A 15,929-nucleotide genomic window follows, 5' to 3' on the forward strand; every position below is an offset into this window, starting at 1 on the left:
ACGGGCGCCGCTCCCGTCCACGAAGAAGCCCGCCTCCTCGGGAAGAGGGGACGGGCTTTCGTCACGCGGGCGCCGCGTTCGCTAGGTCCTGATCGTGAAGTGGAGCGTGTCGTCCAGGAACGGGATCTCCAGCAACGGGTTGGGCTGCGCCATCATCGCGAGCAGCACGATCGTCACGCCCAGGACGCCGTACGTGACGAGGTCGGTGAACCGGGATCGGACGGCGAGCATGCCCACGTCGGGCAGCGTCCAGCGCATGACGCCGCCCGCGAGCAGCGCGACACCGATCAGCAGGGTGCCGACCTTGAAGAGGTCGAGCGCGGTCAGCAGCAGACCGAGTCCGACGGTGCCGATGACCGCGAGGATCGGCCACTGACGCGCGGGCGCGGGCGCGTCTCGGGGAGCCGCCCTGCCACCGCCCTCGGGCCGTGCGGTGTCCCGTGTGAACAGCGGGAACCGGCGCGTGGTCCTCCGGGGCCGGCCGTCGGGGCCGGGCGCGCTGACCGCGTCCCGGGCGGTGGGTTCGCCCTCGCGAACCGCGTCGGCACCGGGTTCGGCGTCCCCGGCCGGGGTGCCGTCGGAGTCCGTCTCGCCGGAGTCCCCCTCGTCGGCGTGCGCCGGGTGCGGCTCGCTGCCGGCCGGCTCCGCGGCCGGCGCCTGACCGACCTCCGGCTCGCTGCCGGTCGGCTCCGCGCCACTCGGCTCGCTGCCGGTCGGCTCCGCGCCACTCGGCTCGCTGCCGGTCGGCTCCGCGCCGGTCGGCTCCGCGCCGGTCGGCTCCGCGCCGGTCGGCTCGGTGCCGGTCGGCTCCCGTTCCGGTACGGATGCCCCGGCGGCGGACGTCCCCCGTGACTCGGTGTCCTGGACGACAGGGGCGCTCTCGGAGCCCTGGCCCGCGGCGTCGCTCCGAGCCCGGCCGCCCTCCCGGCGCTCCCCGTCGTTCTGGTCCACAGTCTCGGCCCGCGTCGCGACCTCGGCCCGCATCACCGCGTCGGGCTTCGTCGGGGCATCCCCCTTCGCCGACGTGTCCGCCCTCGCGGAGGCGTCGGTCTCGCTGTCCCGCCCCGTGGCGGCCCGGTCAGCCGGCACTGCGTTCCGCCGCCTCGACCACGTTGACGAGGAGCTGGGCGCGGGTCATCGGGCCCACTCCGCCGGGGTTCGGGGAGATCCAGGCGGCGACCTCGGCGACACCGGGGTGGACGTCGCCCACGATCTTGCCCTCGGCGCTGCGGGAGACGCCGACGTCGAGGACGGCCGCACCGGGCTTCACGTCCTCGGGGCGGATCAGGTGCGCGGAGCCCGCGGCGGCGACGATGATGTCGGCCCGGCGCAGGTGCGAGGCGAGGTCGCGGGTGCCGGTGTGGCACTGCGTCACCGTCGCGTTCTCGGAGCGGCGCGTGAGCAGCAGCGGCATCGGGCGGCCGATCGTCACGCCACGGCCGACGACCACGACCTCGGCGCCCTTGATCTCCACGCCGTACCGGCGCAGAAGGGTCAGGACGCCGTTGGGGGTGCAGGGCAGCGGGGCCGGCTCGTTCAGGACGAGCCGGCCGAGGTTCATCGGATGGAGCCCGTCCGCGTCCTTGTCCGGGTCCATCAGTTCCAGGATGCGGTTCTCGTCGATGCCCTTGGGGAGCGGCAGCTGGACGATGTAACCGGTGCAGGCCGGATCCTCGTTGAGCTCGCGGACGACCGCCTCGATCTCCTCCTGCGTGGCGGTCGCGGGCAGTTCCCGCTGAATGGAGGCGATACCGACCTGGGCGCAGTCGCGGTGCTTGCCCGCGACGTACTTCTGGCTGCCGGGGTCGTCGCCCACCAGGACGGTTCCGAGGCCGGGCGTGATGCCCTTCTCCCTCAGGGCCGCCACGCGGACGGTCAGATCGGACTTGATCGCGGCTGCGGTGGCCTTGCCATCGAGAATCTGGGCGGTCATGGGCCCATCCTCGCGGATGACCGGGTCCTGGTTCCAATCCGGCCCTCCACGGCCACTTCCGGCCTCCCCGGCGCACCTCCCCAACACGCTCCGTCCGGTCGCCGTCCGGCCCGCGCCCATGATCGGCGATGTTGCACTTGCACAACACACGCGGTATCCGGCTGGACAAATAAGCGACGTGTTAAGGACGATGAGCGGCACAGTGCCGCGGACAGTACCGGGGGGACGAACCGCATCTGTAGAACTTTCCTCCGAAATGTGCCGCGTCGTCCCCGCACTTACGCAACGACGGAGGAAAGCGCCATGAGTTTTGGCGACCCGAACAACCCTTACGGTCCGCCGCAGGGCCAGCAGCCCGGATACCCGCCCCAGCCTCCCCAGGGCCAGCCCGGCTACCCGCCCCAGGGCCAGCCCGGTTACGGCTACCCGCAGGGCGCCCCGACGCAGCAGCCCGGCTACGGCTACCCGCAGCAGCCCGGGTATCCCGGTTACCCGGGCGGCAACCAGATGCCCGTAGAGATGCCCGGTCTGATGAAGACCGCGCGTGTCCTGCTGTTCATCCTGGCGGGATTCCAGATCCTGTTCGGCATCATCGCGGGCATCGCCGTCGGCGCCGCGCAGGACGTGTCGAACGGTATCGGCAGCGGTGACAGCACCGACACCCTCGCCGGACTGGGCTTCGTGCTCGCCGCGTTCCTGGTGGGCCTGGGCGCCCTGTCCATCTTCCTGGGCGTCAAGTTCAAGACCGGCGGCAGCGGCATCCGCGTCACGACGATCGTCTACGCGTCGCTGATGATCCTCGGCGGCCTCGGCAACACCGTGCAGGGCGGGGGCGGCTCGGCCACTTTCGGAGGGCTCATCTCGCTCGCCATGGCCGGCATCATCCTCGCCTCAATGGTGAACGGCGCTGCCTCGGCATGGTTCAACCGCCCGCGGTACTGACCTCGGGGCCCGCGCGGCACCGACCCCGGAGCCCCCGGGCTCCCGCTCCGCAACGGCACGTTCACGCCATTCACGCCAAGGGCCGTGTTTCACCCCACTGAGGGGGGACACGGCCCTGCCGCGTCGCCATACCCTGATCCCGTAACCGCGTACGGGACTGGGAACGGGGAGCGGGACGGGGAGAACGGCCTTGTACAGCATCATCGTGGTACCTCCGCCGACCACGGAGGACGAACACAGCGGCACGTACGGCAGCACATACGGCGACGCACACGGCGGGACGCACGTCGGGACGTACGGCGCAGAACGCACCAGCCCCCAGATCCGGCTCGCGCCCGGCGAGCGGCTGCCCTTCGGCCGTTCCGCGAACGGCAACGGGCTTGCGATCGCACACGAAGGCGTCTCCCGGAAAGCCGGGGAGATCACCGCGCAGGGCGCGTTCTGGGTGCTGAGCAACCTCTCGGCCCACCAGACGTACGTGGTGGAGAACCCGGAGGGCGCGGGCGAGCACATCAAGGTCGGACCCGGCAGGCTGGACGCGCCGGTCCCCTTCGAGTTCTCCCGGATCGTCCTCCCGGCGGCGGGCGACCTGCTGCCCATCGAGGTGTGGGCACCCCGCCACGACTATCTGCGCTCACCCGAGGGCCTGGACGGGGCGACGACCACGCCCGCGTTCTCCGTCGACCGCACCAAGCGGTACTTCGCGGTCCTGGCCGCACTCTGCGAGCCCCGGCTGCGCGGCGAACCGCACGCCCCGCTGCCGACGGTCGACCAGGTCGTGGAGCGGCTGCGCCCCCACTGGCCCGCCGCGTCCCGCACGTCGGTCCAGTGGAACATCGACTACCTCGCTGTGAAACTGCGCCTCAAGCCGGGCCCCGACACGGCGGACACGGGCCCCCGCCTCAACGGCAAGAAGGAGTCCCTGGTCTCCCTTGCCCTGCGTTTCGATCTCGTCCGGGAGGACGACCTGCTCGTCCTGACGGGGCCGGCGAGCCGGGCGGCGCGGTGACCGAGGCGTACGCGATCTCGGTGCCCAAGGGGTACCGGGTGGGTTCCTGGGAGGTGCGGGACCCGATCGCCACGGGCGCGTTCGGCAGCGTCTACGAGGCCCGGTGCGCCCAGCCGCGCGAGGGCGTGCCGAAGTCGGCCGCGCTGAAGTTCCTGCCCACCGGCACGGGTACGCTCCGTCAGCTGACGCATCTGCGTGAACTGGCCGAGCGCGAGGTCGAGTTGCACCGAAGACTCACGCGCCCGCGGCTCATCCGGATGTACGAGACCCTCACCGTCGACGACCCGGACCACCCCGAACTCGACGGCGCCACCGTCCTCGTACTGGAACGGGCCGAGGGCTCGCTCGCCGCGCTCCTCGCCCGCTCCCCGCACCCGCCGCAGGGCCCCGCGCTGCTCGCGCAGACCTGCGAGGGACTGGCCCAGCTGCACAGCGCCGGCTGGGTCCACGGCGATCTCAAGCCCGCCAACGTGCTGCTGATGAAGGACGGTTCGGCCCGGCTCGCCGACTTCAACATGGCCGCCGAGCTGGAGGGCACCCACGCCTACACCCCCGCCTTCTCCACCCCCGACTACACCCCGCCCGAACTCCTCTGGTCCGAGATCGGCGAACGCGGCCGCCAGATCCGCCCCTCGGCCGACGTCTGGGCCTTCGGTGTCCTCGCCCATCTCGTCCTCACCGACACGTTCCCGCTGCCGGGCGGCACCCCCTCGGCCCGCCGGGACGCCGCGGTCAGGTACGCGCGCGGCACGGACGAGCTACGGCTGTCTCCTCAACTGCCGGACGGCTGGAGGGAGATCGTGCGGGACTGTCTGGCCCGTACGCACACGGAACGGATCTCCACAGAGACGCTGCTGCGGCGGGTGGAGGAGGCGGCCGGCACCAGCCGCTCGCCCCGCCTGCCGAGGCTGGGTGCCCGGCGCGGACCCGCTCGACGCTGGTCCTCGCCGCCGCGGCCGCCACGGTCGCCGTCTCGGGGCTCGCGTACGGCATCACCACCTGGGCGGGCGACAGTGGGAGCGGCGCGGAGGGGGGCGCGGGAAACGGCCCCGCGACCGAGAAGGTCGTCCAGGCCTCGTACGGTGCCGGTGAACTCCGTACCGGCAAGGGCGTACCGGCCGTCTATCGGCCGCTGATCGTCGACTCCGCGCACGACTGTGTGCAGGAGGAGGTCACCCCGGCGCTCCTCGCCGCCATGCTGAAGGTGGAGAGCGACTTCGACCCGGGCCTGTCCGACCCCGCCAACGACGAGTACGGCATCGCCCGTTGGACCCCGCGGGTGCTGCGCTGGTGGATCCGGTCCGACGGCGTCACCGCCAGGACGATCCCCGAACCCCCCTTCTCCCCCGCCGAGTCCATCCCCGCCATGAGCAGATATCTGTGCTGGATCGCGCCACGACTCGACCCCAAGCTCGACGGCGACCACCGCGTGCTGATCGCGGCCGCCTACCGGACGTCGTACGAGAAGGTGAACGACGCGGCCGGTGTTCCCCCGAAGTACCGCGACTACGCCGCCCGCGTCGCTCACTACCTCAAGGAGTACACGCCCGCGGAGAGGAAGTGGCCCTGAGACTTCCGAGGTACCTCTCGCGGGCGCCCGCCGCCAGGGTGGGCGATATCGGTCCCTGCGAACGCGGCGGTCTCCGACCCCCTCGGGGGAGGGCCGGAGGCCGCTGTCGCCGTGCCCACCCCCGTCGCGCCGCCGTGACATGTCACCGGTAACTCGCCCTGCTCTGGCCTCCGTTGAGGCAGGAGGACGGGGACGACTCCATGTACAGCATCATCGTGGTGCCACCGCGGAGTGGCGGACCGGCCGACGGATGCGACGACCAGATCAGGCTCTCGGCGGGTGAGAAGCTCGCCTTCGGCAGAACCGCGCGGGACGGCGGACTGAGGATCGCCCACGAAGGGGTGTCCAGGGTCGCCGGTGAGATCACCGCGCACCGGGCCTTCTGGATCCTGAGCAACCTCAGCGAGGACCAGACCTACGTGGTCGAGAACCCGGAGGGCACAGGCGAGCACATCAAGGTCGCGCCGGGCCGACTGGACGCGCCCGTGTCGTTCGAGTTCTCCCGTGTCGTCCTGCCCGCGGCGGACGAGCTGCTCAGCTTCGACGTGTGGGCGCCGCGCCACAGCTACGGCGCCGCGGCCCGCTCCGGGCTCTCCGGCACCACCACTGCCCCGGCGTTCACGCTCGACCGCACGAAGCGGTACTTCGCCGTGCTCACCGCCCTGTGCGAGCCCCGGCTGCGCGGCGAACCGCTCCTCCGTGTACTCGAACATCGACTACCTGGCGGTCAAACTCCGGCTGCGGCCCGGCCCGGACGCGGCGGAACCCGGCCCGCGCCGCTACGGCAAGAAGGAGTCGCTGGTCTCCCTCGCCCTGCGCTTCAACCTGGTACGGGAGGACGATCTGGTCGTCCTCGCGGCGGCCCCGAGCGAGGTGGGGCAGTGAACGGAGGCCCCACCGTCGCCGTTCCGAAGGGCTACCGGGTGGGCCCCTGGGAGGTACGGGAGCTCCTCGCGTCCGGCGCGTTCGGCGCGTTCGGCAGCGTGTACGCGGCCAGGCTCGCGGGGGAGGGAGGCGAGGCTTCGGGCAGGCCCGCCGAGGACGGTCTTGATGCCGCGGCCGTCGGTGACGGTCTCGGTGCGGCCCAGCGCGTCGTAGGTGTATGTCGTCCTGCCCAGCGGGGCGGGCGGGGTGACGGTGCCGAGGTTGCCCTTGGTGTCGTGGTGGAAGGTGGTGGTGACGGTCTTCGTCGACGACATCTTCGTCTTCTGGGTGCAGCGCTGGCCCTCGAACCCGCCGCAGGTGGGGGTGGCCGGGTTGTAGGTGTAGGAGACGTTGCCGCCGCCGGTGCCGGTCTGCGCGACCGACATGGTGTTGCCGATCGCGTCGTACTTGAACTCGGTCTTCTCACCGTCCGGGCTGGTGGAGTCCTTCGGAACGTCGCCGCCCGCGACGGTCTGCCAGCTGTTGACCGTCCTGGCGCCGGTCGGCAGGGCCACGGTCTCCAGGTTGTTGCGGGCGTTGAAGCCGTAGTCGGTCACGTTGCCCGGAGTGGTCCCCGAGCCCATGGCGTCCGTGCCGGTGTCGATGTCGTGGTTCGCGTCGAACTTCGTGGACCGCTTGTGGGTCAACGCGTCCGTCACCTCGGAGACCTCGCCGTCGGCGTTGTGCTCGTACGCGGTGCTGTGGGACTCGGGGTCGGTGACCTTCGTGGTGCCCGCCGCGGAAGGTGCGGTGGTGTCGTAGGTGTAGGTCCACGTCGGGGCCGGTGTCCACAGATCCGTTGAACTCGGTGGCGCGCAGCATGGAGGTGACCCGGTTGGCGTCGTCGTAGGTGAATGCGGTGACGCGCCCCTCGGCGGTGGTGATCTTGTTGATCCGGCCGGAGGAGTCGTGGCCGAAGACGGTGGACTTGCCCTCGGTGTCGGTGGTCCTGGCCAGGTTGCCGGACGGGTCGAGGTCGAAGACGGCGGTGCGGCCGGTGTTGTCCTTGGCCTGCCACTGCGAGGCATCGGTCTTCAGCAGATCGATCCACCGGCCGGAGCGGGTCTCGGTGAGCTTGAAGCCCTTGTGCTCGCCGCCCTCGTCGTGCCGCGTGACGGTGATGGTGCCGTTGTTGCGGTCGGTGACCTTCGTCAGCGTCCCGTTGGCGTCGTACGTGTCCTTCGCCCCGGACTTGCGCTGGGTGAGGGTGTACGTGCCGTCCGCGTTCTTCTTCAGGTCCTCGGAATAGCCCTTGGGCGTGGTGAAGGAACCGTCCGCGTTCTCCGTGAAGCGCAGGGTGTCGCCGGAGGAGTCGTACAACACGGCCTCGCCGTCGAGGAGTTGGAGGTAGCGCTCGTACTGCTGCCACCAACGCTGTGACACCTTGCCCCAGGGCGCGTCGAGGGAGTTGTAGGTACGCGCGAGGGTGAGCCGCTGTCCCACGCCGGCGATGTCGAAGTCAGTCGCGGTCAGCATCAGGTTGCCGGTGGAGTAGTTGATCCGGGCGGTCAGCGCGTCGGTGATCGAGAAGTCCGTGATGCGGTGCCAGGGGACATCGCCCTGCCCCTCCGGCACAAACGCCAACGCGTCGCCGTCCGCAGCACCGGCACGGGCAGAACCTGAGCCGGGCTTGCCGCCCTTCGGGGCAGGGTGGGCGGCGCGTTCCTTCTGGGCCTTGCGCCAGGCCGCCACCTCCGCCGACGGCGACTTCTCCGCCTCGGTCGGCACCGGCCTGGTGGAACCGACCTTGACATCCGGCATGGTGAAACGGGGTGCGTCCTTACCCCACGCGGAGGCAGGCTGCGGGTCGTCCGCGAACGCGCCAGCGGCCGGAAGCATCGACAGAGCCAGTGCGCTTGAGGCGATGACGGCCATCGCGGTCAGGCGGGATGATCTCTTACGGGCACGCCGAACGGGCGTGCCTAAGGCACGAGTGTTCAAAACTTCCCCCACAGGATGACGGATCCCGGTGGACCCCAGCGGTCACCGGAGGCGCACAAGGTGCCACGGGAACCACACAGAATTTCGGCCCGTACCCCCGAAATCCCTTACCATTCAGCCCGGAATTCGCCCTACCCCTTAAGCCCCCATAAGGTATCGAAGGGGCTCGAAAGCCCTTACCGCTCGTCCTGACGCGTCATCAACCGTCCAACGAGGCGCCAGGAACTGACCGAAAGTCATGTCCTGCCGGATGAAGCCGGCGGAGACAGAGGGCCCCTGCACCACCTGCGGCCGGGGGCCGGGCTTCCGTTCCAGTGGTGTCGTGACACGACAACGGCCCGCCGGTGTCCTGGTTGGACTGCCGACGGGCCGCCTGACGCGGGCTGCTCAGTGGAAGCTCAGTGGAAGAAGTGCCGCGTCCCCGTGAAGTACATCGTGACGCCCGCCTTCTTCGCGGCCTCGACGACCAGTTCGTCGCGGACCGAACCGCCGGGCTGGACGACGGCCTTGACGCCGGCGTCGGTGAGGATCTCCAGACCGTCGGGGAAGGGGAAGAAGGCGTCCGAGGCGGCGAAGGAGCCGCGGGCGCGCTCGGTGCCCGCGCGCTCGACGGCGAGCTTGGCGGAGTCGACGCGGTTGACCTGGCCCATGCCGACGCCGACGGAGGCACCGTCCTTGGCGAGGAGGATCGCGTTGGACTTCACCGCGCGGCAGGCCCGCCAGGCGAAGGCCAGTTCCTCCAGCTCGCCGGGCGACAGGGCGTCGCCGGTCGCCAGGGTCCAGGAGGACGGGTTGTCGCCGTCGGCCTGGAGGCGGTCGGCGACCTGGAGAAGGCGGCCGCCGTCGATCTGCTTGACCTCGACGGAGGCGGCCGGGCCCTGGTGGGCGCGGAGCACGCGGATGTTCTTCTTCTTGGTGAGGGCCTCCAGCGCGCCGTCCTCGTACTCCGGCGCGACGATGACCTCGGTGAAGATCTCGGCGACCTGCTCCGCCATCTCCTTCGAGACGGGACGGTTGACGGCGATCACGCCGCCGAACGCCGACAGCGGGTCACAGGCGTGCGCCTTGCGGTGCGCCTCGGCGACGTTCGCGCCGATCGCGATGCCGCACGGGTTGGCGTGCTTGATGATCGCGACACAGGGCTCGTCGTGGTCGTACGCGGCACGGCGCGCGGCGTCCGTGTCCGTGAAGTTGTTGTACGACATCTCCTTGCCGTGCAGCTGCTCGGCGTCGGCCAGACCGCCGGTGCCGTCGACATAGAGCGCGGCGCCCTGGTGCGGGTTCTCGCCGTAGCGCAGGGTGTTGCGCTTCTCGAAGGTCGAGCCGATGAAGTCGGGGAAGGCGGAGTCGTCGGCGGGCGCGTACGAGCTCGCGAACCAGGAGGCGACGGCGACGTCGTACGCGGCCGTGTGCTGGAACGCCTCGGCGGCGAGCCGCTTGCGGGCGTGCAGGTCGAAGCCGCCGTCGCGGGCCGCGGACAGCACGTCGGCGTACCGCTCGGGGCTGGTGACGACGGCCACGGACGGGTGGTTCTTGGCGGCGGCGCGGACCATCGAGGGGCCGCCGATGTCGATCTGCTCGACGCACTCGTCGGGCGTGGCGCCCGAGGCGACGGTCTCCCGGAACGGGTAGAGGTTCACGACGACCAGCTGGAACGGCTCCACGCCCAGCTCGCCGAGCTGCTGCCGGTGGGACTCCAGACGCAGGTCGGCGAGGATGCCCGCGTGCACGCGCGGGTGCAGCGTCTTGACCCGGCCGTCCAGGCACTCGGGGAAGCCGGTGAGCTCCTCGACCTTGGTGACCGGGACTCCGGCGGCGGCGATCCTCCCGGCGGTGGAGCCGGTGGAGACCAGCTCGACACCGGCCGCGTGCAGGCCGCGGGCCAGCTCTTCGAGACCGGTCTTGTCGTAGACGCTGATGAGCGCGCGGCGGATGACCCGCTTCGTGTCCTGCGTACCCTGCGTACCTTCGGCGGTCACGGGATAACTACCTTTCGTCCCTCAATGCGATAGCCGTTGCGGGCGAGCCGCCCCACGACATCGACGAGCAGGCTTCGCTCGACTTCCTTGATGCGCTCGTGCAGAGCGCTCTCGTCGTCCTCGTCCCGGACCTCGACCACGCCCTGAGCGATGATCGGGCCGGTGTCGACGCCGTCGTCGACGAAGTGGACGGTGCACCCGGTGACCCTCGCGCCGTACGCGAGGGCGTCGCGAACGCCGTGCGCCCCCGGGAAACTCGGCAGCAGCGCGGGGTGGGTGTTCACGAACCGGCCGCCGTACCGGGCCAGGAACTCCTTGCCCACGATCTTCATGAACCCGGCCGAGACGACCAGATCCGGCTCGTACGCGCCGGTGGCCTCGGCCAGCGCCCTGTCCCACTCGTCGCGCGTGGCGTGGTCCTTCACGCGGCACACGAAGGTGGGAAGCCCGGCGCGCTCGGCGCGCTCCAGGCCGGCGATGTTGTCGCGGTCCGCGCCGACCGCGACGATCTCGGCTCCGTAGGCGGCCGTCCCCTCCGACGCGATCGCGTCGAGGAGAGCCTGCAGATTCGTACCTGATCCGGAGACCAGGACGACGAGGCGCTTGGCCTTGGCCACGGCGGGGCCCTTTCTCGGAGGTTTTCGGGGTTCCTGGGGGTTCTTGGGGTTCTTGGGGTTCTTGGGAGGCGGCTCTCGGGGAGAGTGCGTCCGCGGTCGGCGTTTGTACGGTCGTACGAATGCATCGAGCCCCCGGATACGGGGAAGTCTACGAAGCGGCCGACCGTCAGCAACGATACCGGCACACCGGGCGGCCCCCACGGGACGGGGGCGTGGCCGGAAGGTAGCGTCTGGGGAGGATCCGCCCGGGGAACACGGTGCGCACAGGGGAACGCCTTTTGCGCACGGGACGTTGACCAGGGACGGGTACGAACGCTTGGGCGCGAGCCCCGGACACGTAACCAGCTCTGTGGACACGTTGCCGCCAGAGACCATCAAGGGGAAGACGCACACCTGATGCCGGACCGCAGTCTCCGACTCCCTCCGCTCCTGCTGCGCGAGCGGCGCCCTTCTCCCACTCCGCCGCGGGAGAACGACGACGTGCCCGAGGGCGGGCAGGGCTCCGCGGGCGGCCAGGGTTCCGCAGGTGGGCAGGGCTCCTCGGGCGGCCGGGGCGGCTCCGGTGGCGCGGGCGGCTCCGGTGCGCCCGACTCCGGGCAGCGGCCCGAGCCGCCGCAGCCTCCTGCCGACGACAACCCCTTCGCCCCGCCGCCCGAGGGCACGCCCGACCGGCCCTGGCAGCCGCGCCGGCCCGCCGGCGGACAGGGCGAGGGCCAGGACGGCCAGGGTGACGGCTCCTCCCCCTGGGGCAGCCAGTGGAGCGACCGCCAGCCGGGGCCCGCGCAGGGCGGCCGCTTCGGTGACCGGCCCGGTACCAACGGCGGCTCCGGCGGTGGCCAGAACGGCCCGGAGGGGCCCGGCGGCCCGGGCACCGGAATGCGCTGGGACCCGACGGACCCCGCCCAGCGCCGCGCCCGGTTCGCGCTGCTGTCCGGCATGTGGGCGTTCTTCTTCGCCCTCTTCAGCTGGCCGTACGTGGCGCTCCTGCTCGGCGCGCTGGCCATGTACTGGGCGATCAGCGCCCTGCGCGCCAAGCCGCCGCGCGCGCCGGATCCGAACACCCCGGCGCCGCCCACCTCGGGCTCCAGGCCCCAGACCACGGCGGCGATCAGCGGTCTGGTCACCGCCTCCCTGGCCCTCGCCATGGTCGCGGCCACCTTCACGGCACAGCTCGTGTACAGCGACTACTACACGTGCGTGAACGACTCGCTCACGAACACGGCGAAGAAGTCCTGCGACAAGCTGCTGCCGGAGGAGCTGCGGGGGTTGCTGGGGACGCAGGGCTGACGGGCCCGCGCCGTAGGGGGTACGGCCGTGGCTTCCGTACGGGGTGCGGCCGTGAGTTCCGTACGGGGTGCGGCCGTGAGTTCCGTACGGGGTACGGCCGTGGGTTGACTTGGAGTGCGCTTCAAAATCCATGCTCCTCTCAACGCCCGCCGCACGGCGGGCCGTAAGGGGAGGACACCCGCATGCGCTACCGCACGATCGGAACGGCCCCCGGGACCCGCCGTGAGGTGAGCGTCCTCAGCCTCGGCGCGATGCTGTTCGGGACGGTCACGGACGAGGCGACCTCGTTCGCGATCCTCGACCGGTTCGTCGAGGCGGGCGGCACGTTCATCGACACGTCCGACAACTACGCGTTCTGGGTCGACGGCACGCAGGGCGGCGAGAGCGAGGCCCTGCTCGGCCGCTGGCGGCGCAGCCGTGGCATCGGCGACGAGATCGTCATCGCCACGAAGCTGGGCGCACGGCCGCTCGCCCCCGGCACGAGCTACACCGACAACCCGGAGGGGCTGTCCGCCAAGGCCATCCGGGAGGCGGTGGAGGGCAGCCGCGAGCGGCTCGGCGTCCCGAAGCTGGACCTGCTGTACGCCCACATCGAGGACACGGCCGTGCCCCTGCGGGAGACCGTCGAGGGCTTCGCCGAGCTCGTCTCCGAGGGCACGGTCGGGCTGCTCGGCGCGAGCAACCACTGGACCTGGCGCCTGGAGCGGGCCCGGAGCCTCGCGGCGGCGGCCGGCCTGCCGGGTTACGAGGTCCTCCAGTACCAGCACAGCTATCTGCGCAAGCGCGCCGACCTGCCCGGGCAGCTCTCGCCGGACGGCGACCAGGGCGTGACAGGCGGCGACCTGCTCAGCTACCTGCGCGACGACCCGTCCCTCACGCTCGTCGCCTACACCCCGCTCCTGTCCGGCCGTTACGTCCGCGAGGACAAGCCGCTCGGCCCGGAGTTCGACCACGCGGGCACCCCGGCGCGGCTGGCGGCACTCCGCTCGGTCGCCGAGGAGACCGGCGCGACGGTCAACCAGGTGGTCCTGTCGTGGCTGATCGACGGCGAAGTCCCGGCGATCCCCCTCGTCGGCTGCTCCTCGGTGGCCCAGCTGAACGAGAACCTGGCGGCGGTGGACCTGGAACTGACGGCGGAACAGCGGGCCCGCCTGGACGCGGCCCGCTGACCCGCGTCAGTCCCTTCGGTCCCCTCGGTCCGGGGAGTCGGTCGGGCCGGACGCCTGCTTGAGAGCGGCCCAGCGCGCCTCACGCGAGACGTCGTCGTGCCAGAGGGAGCCGAAGGAGTCGGAGGGGGGCAGGAAGTCGTACGGCTCGAAGTCGGGGTCCGGGCCGGCGCGGCGACTCTCGACGGGGGCGACGGGGACGACGGGCGGCGCCTCCGGCTGCCGCCGACGACGGACACGCGAGAACCAGTTGGTTCTCGGGGTGCCCTGGGTGCCCGGGGTGCGCGGCGGCGGCGGTTCGGTGGGGAGTTCTTGGGCCGGGCGGGTGTTGAGGGGGGATGCAGACGGCTCGGGGGCGAGGCGCTGGTGGGCGAGGGGTTCGGGGGGAAGGGCCTGATCGGAAGACCCCGCCGTGGGGCGAGCGGCTTGCTCGGAAGACCCCGCCGTGGGGCGAGCGGCTTGCTCGGAAGACTTGAGCTCGGTCCTAGAGGCCTGCTCGGAGAGCCCGGACTCGGTCCGAGGGACCCGCTCGAAGAGCCCGGACTCAGGCCGAGGATCCTGCTCGGAGAACCCGAAATCCGGCTGCTGGGCCTGCTCGAAGGGCTTGTCGGCCGGGAGCACCCTTCCTGACCGCTCGACGTCCGGGAGCACGGCTCGTGACGCCTCGTGGGCGTGAGGCGGGAACAGGCCTCCTGACGGCTCGAAGCCCGGAAGGTGTGCCTGCGGTCCTTTGGCCAACGGCTCCCGAGCCAGAGGCCCATGAGCCGGGGTCGCCCGGGACGCAGGCTCATGGTCCGAAAGCATCGCGCCCGAAGGCTCACGGCGCGGAGGCTTCGATCCCAAAGGCTCACGGGCCGAGGAGTCCGAGACCAGCGGCTCATCCGGCGAAGGCTTCGAGAGCAGAGGCTCAGGCATCGGAGTCGCCCCACCCACAGGCTCATTGGCCGAAAGCTTCGGGCTCACATGTGTCTGGCCCACATGTTCATGAACCCCGTTCCCCTGCACCCCCTGCTCCTGAACAAGAGGTTCCTGAACTCCCCGCCTCCGCCCCCAAGGCCCCCGCACCCAGGAAGCCCACCCCCGAACCCCACTCCCCCGCACAGCCCGTACCCGGGGCGCCCACGGCACCCGTACCCGCGGCTGTCGCAGCCGCAAGGCGCGCAGGACCAGGGCGACCGGCACGCCCACCACCGCGGTCCACCCGGCCGCCGCGGGCCCCGTCTGCCACCAGACGGGGCCGAAGTCGGCGAGTGCGTGCATGCCGAGGGGGCCGCCCGACAGGGCGGCGAGGACCGCGAGGGCCAGTCCGCAGAGGAGGGCCGCGAGGGCCGCGTTCCCGGCGGTCCGGCCGGGCGACCAGGCCTCACCGCGGTGGGCCGCCACCGGAACCCGGAGCTTCCCCCCCCTCGTCTCTCCGTCTCCCTCCCCCACGTCCTTCCGCCCCGGCACCCCCGCCCGTACCGTGAACCAGGCCACCACCACGCCCGCCACCAACGGCACGGCCCCAGCGGCCCAGTTCACCGGAGTGCCCGGGCCCGCGCCCGGGACCGCCGCCAGCAGGGGAAAGGGCGGCAGCAGCGGACCTGGCGAGGACACCAAGGGATCGGCCGCGTGCCCGGCGCCGAGTACGAAGCCGGGCCCGAGGGCGTACGCCGCCCCCCACACCGCCGCGTTCGGCACGAGGACCAGTGCCAGCAGCAGTACCGCGAACCGTCCCGACCAGCTCTCCGTGAGATGCAGGAACGACACGCGGGCCAGACCTCCGTGCCACACCAGCGAGGCGCCGACCAGCACGGCCCCGCCCCCCACGAGCACCGCCGCACCCGCGCTCGCCGCGCGCACGGCGGCCCGGAGCCGGAGCCCGGGTGCGGAGGAGACGAAGGAGGCGAGGGGCAGGGCGCGGAGAGCCCGGCGCACGGGCGGCGCCAGCGGACCCCGGGGGCGCCCGTACGCCGTCCACGTGCCCACCCCCGCCGCGGTCACCGCGAGCAGCGGGAGCCATACGGCGACCGACGCCCAGGACGGACTCAGCGCACCGCCCGGGGCGTACACGGCCGCGGCCGCGCCGACCGTCAGATAGCCCGCGACGACACCGCCCCACGCCGTGCGGACGGCGGGCGGTGTCGACTCCTCGTCGCCGTGCGCCGCGTCGCGCCCCGCGCGGTGCAGCAGCCACGCGGGCAGCACGACCAGGAGCAGGGGGGTGACGCCGACGGGCGCGGGTACGCCGGACAGCGTGTCCGTGCGGACGAGTTCGCAGCCGTGCGCGAGCAGCCACAGCCCGGCGGCGACACGCAACGCCCCGTCAGGACCGCTGTCCGGATAGGGCGAGCTGATCCACAGGACCGTCACGAGTACGGTGAACGCCGCCAGTCCGAGCCCCGCGGCGAGCGCGCCGCCGACCAGGCTCGCGGCCAGTCCTGGCGACCTCCCGCGCCATCGGGCCAGCAGGGCCGGCTTGGCCAACAGGGTCGGCAGGGACGGGCTGCGGTCCGGACTGCGGTCGGTCGTCTGGGTCACGCCGCAATGCTCCCAACGACACGCGCTTTCTCCTCGTAACA

The 15,929-nt window shown here is 71.8% G+C and carries 8 protein-coding genes and 4 pseudogenes; 6 read left to right on the forward strand and 6 right to left on the reverse strand.

All coding sequences use genetic code 11. From position 1 onward, the window contains the following. Nucleotides 1-81 precede the first annotated feature (81 nt). The gene (locus QF035_RS56275) at nt 82-1,089 is read right to left on the reverse strand and encodes a DUF3017 domain-containing protein (protein ID WP_444968434.1); all 1,008 of its coding nucleotides are present in this window, start codon (nt 1,087-1,089) and stop codon (nt 82-84) included. Next, the gene (locus QF035_RS21115; RefSeq protein ID WP_307522000.1) at nt 1,079-1,933 is read right to left on the reverse strand and encodes a bifunctional methylenetetrahydrofolate dehydrogenase/methenyltetrahydrofolate cyclohydrolase; all 855 of its coding nucleotides are present in this window, start codon (nt 1,931-1,933) and stop codon (nt 1,079-1,081) included. Before QF035_RS21115 ends, QF035_RS56275 begins: the two co-directional genes overlap by 11 nt. Nucleotides 1,934-2,236: 303 nt before the next feature. On the opposite strand from QF035_RS21115, the gene QF035_RS21120 reads away from it, so the two are divergent. The 4 genes and pseudogenes from QF035_RS21120 (at nt 2,237) to QF035_RS21135 (ending at nt 6,339) form a co-directional block, all read left to right on the forward strand. Further along, complete coding sequence (locus QF035_RS21120) at nt 2,237-2,875, forward strand: hypothetical protein (protein ID WP_307522002.1); 639 nt, start codon at nt 2,237-2,239, stop codon at nt 2,873-2,875. A 190-nt stretch (nt 2,876-3,065) separates the two neighbouring features. Further along, entirely contained in the window at nt 3,066-3,884 is an 819-nt protein-coding gene (locus QF035_RS21125; RefSeq protein ID WP_307522003.1) for an FHA domain-containing protein, read from the forward strand. Then, nucleotides 3,881-5,454: pseudogene (locus QF035_RS21130) on the forward strand (serine/threonine protein kinase). The gene QF035_RS21125 and the pseudogene QF035_RS21130 overlap by 4 nt, the downstream one beginning before the upstream one ends. A gap of 200 nt (nt 5,455-5,654) precedes the next feature. Then, nucleotides 5,655-6,339, forward strand: a pseudogene (locus QF035_RS21135) (FHA domain-containing protein). Between the two features lie 164 nt (nt 6,340-6,503). On the opposite strand, the pseudogene QF035_RS21140 reads toward QF035_RS21135, so the two are convergent. The 3 genes and pseudogenes from QF035_RS21140 to purN form a co-directional block, all read right to left on the reverse strand. Then, nucleotides 6,504-8,253, reverse strand: a pseudogene (locus QF035_RS21140) (DUF6531 domain-containing protein); the annotation flags it as partial. Nucleotides 8,254-8,717: 464 nt separating this feature from the next. Continuing rightward, complete coding sequence (gene purH / locus QF035_RS21145; RefSeq protein WP_307522005.1) at nt 8,718-10,298, reverse strand: bifunctional phosphoribosylaminoimidazolecarboxamide formyltransferase/IMP cyclohydrolase; 1,581 nt, start codon at nt 10,296-10,298, stop codon at nt 8,718-8,720. Continuing rightward, nucleotides 10,295-10,915 carry a phosphoribosylglycinamide formyltransferase gene (gene purN, locus QF035_RS21150; protein WP_269651208.1) on the reverse strand — a complete coding sequence of 207 codons (621 nt, stop codon included), beginning with the start codon at nt 10,913-10,915 and terminating at the stop codon, nt 10,295-10,297. Before purN ends, purH begins: the two co-directional genes overlap by 4 nt. 396 nt (nt 10,916-11,311) lie before the next feature. Here purN and QF035_RS21155 point away from each other — a divergent pair, with 396 nt between their 5' ends. Continuing rightward, nucleotides 11,312-12,202, forward strand: a complete 891-nt coding sequence (locus QF035_RS21155; RefSeq protein ID WP_307522007.1) for a hypothetical protein — start codon at nt 11,312-11,314, stop codon at nt 12,200-12,202. 182 nt (nt 12,203-12,384) lie between these two features. Continuing rightward, nucleotides 12,385-13,371, forward strand: coding sequence for an aldo/keto reductase (locus QF035_RS21160; RefSeq protein ID WP_307522008.1), 987 nt, complete (start codon nt 12,385-12,387; stop codon nt 13,369-13,371). A 1,131-nt stretch (nt 13,372-14,502) separates the two neighbouring features. Here the strand turns inward: QF035_RS21160 and QF035_RS56280 are convergent. Then, nucleotides 14,503-15,846, reverse strand: a pseudogene (locus QF035_RS56280) (cell division protein PerM); the annotation flags it as partial. Nucleotides 15,847-15,929 lie beyond the last annotated feature (83 nt).

Origin of the sequence: Streptomyces umbrinus (assembly GCF_030817415.1) — a bacterium.
GTDB classification, from domain to species: Bacteria; Actinomycetota; Actinomycetes; order Streptomycetales; family Streptomycetaceae; genus Streptomyces; species Streptomyces umbrinus_A.

Excerpts from the sequence above, each read along its gene's own strand:
- QF035_RS21115 (WP_307522000.1), bottom strand. The coding sequence starts at position 1,933 with ATGACCGCCCAGATTCTCGATGGCAAGGCCACCGCAGCCGCGATCAAG.
- QF035_RS21120 (WP_307522002.1), top strand. The coding sequence starts at position 2,237 with ATGAGTTTTGGCGACCCGAACAACCCTTACGGTCCGCCGCAGGGCCAG.
- QF035_RS21155 (WP_307522007.1), top strand. The coding sequence starts at position 11,312 with ATGCCGGACCGCAGTCTCCGACTCCCTCCGCTCCTGCTGCGCGAGCGG.
- QF035_RS21160 (WP_307522008.1), top strand. The coding sequence starts at position 12,385 with ATGCGCTACCGCACGATCGGAACGGCCCCCGGGACCCGCCGTGAGGTG.